At 57.1% G+C, this 645-nt stretch carries 1 pseudogene; it reads left to right on the top strand.

What is annotated here, in order from left to right:
- Positions 1–645, top strand: a pseudogene (locus MXAZACID_RS17430) (DDE-type integrase/transposase/recombinase); the annotation flags it as partial.

Here is a 645-nt window from a genome sequence, read left to right on the forward strand (position 1 = left end):
TGCCTCGATGGTGTCGCAGATGAAGGCGATTGAGGACGAGAACCGGCGTTTGAAGAAGATGTTTGCGGAATTGAGCATGCAGAATGAGCTGCTCAAGGAGGCTTTGGGAAAAAAGTAGCGCGGCCATCTAAACGCCGCGAGATGGCCGAGGTGGCGGTGGCGAGGCGGGGGGTGAGCATCGCGCTGGCCTGCCGGACGTTTGGCGTGAGCGAGACCTGTTATCGCTATGCGCCAAAACTGGTTGGCGAGAACGAGGAGATCGCTGATCTGCTCGTGGGATTAACGAATGCCAAGCGCAATTGGGGTTTTGGCCTGTGCTTTTTGTATTTACGCAATGTGCAGGGCCGGCCATGGAACCATAAACGCGTCTATCGCATCTACCGGGAGCTGGAGCTGAACCTGCGGATCAAGCCTCGCAAACGGCTGCACCGGGACAAGCCTGATGCATTGGCTGTGCCTGAGGCGCCGAACGTCTCATGGTCGATGGATTTCATGGCGGATCGCTTGGAGGATGGCCGCGCATTCCGGCTGTTGAACGTGCTCGACGACTTCAATCGTGAAGGTTTAGGCATAGAAGTTGATTTCTCGTTGCCGGCTGAGCGTGTAATCCGCAGCCTGAACCGGATCATCGAATGGCGCGGCAAG

Source organism: Acidocella sp. MX-AZ02 (genome assembly GCF_000306035.1).
GTDB lineage: Bacteria > Pseudomonadota > Alphaproteobacteria > Acetobacterales > Acetobacteraceae > Acidocella > Acidocella facilis.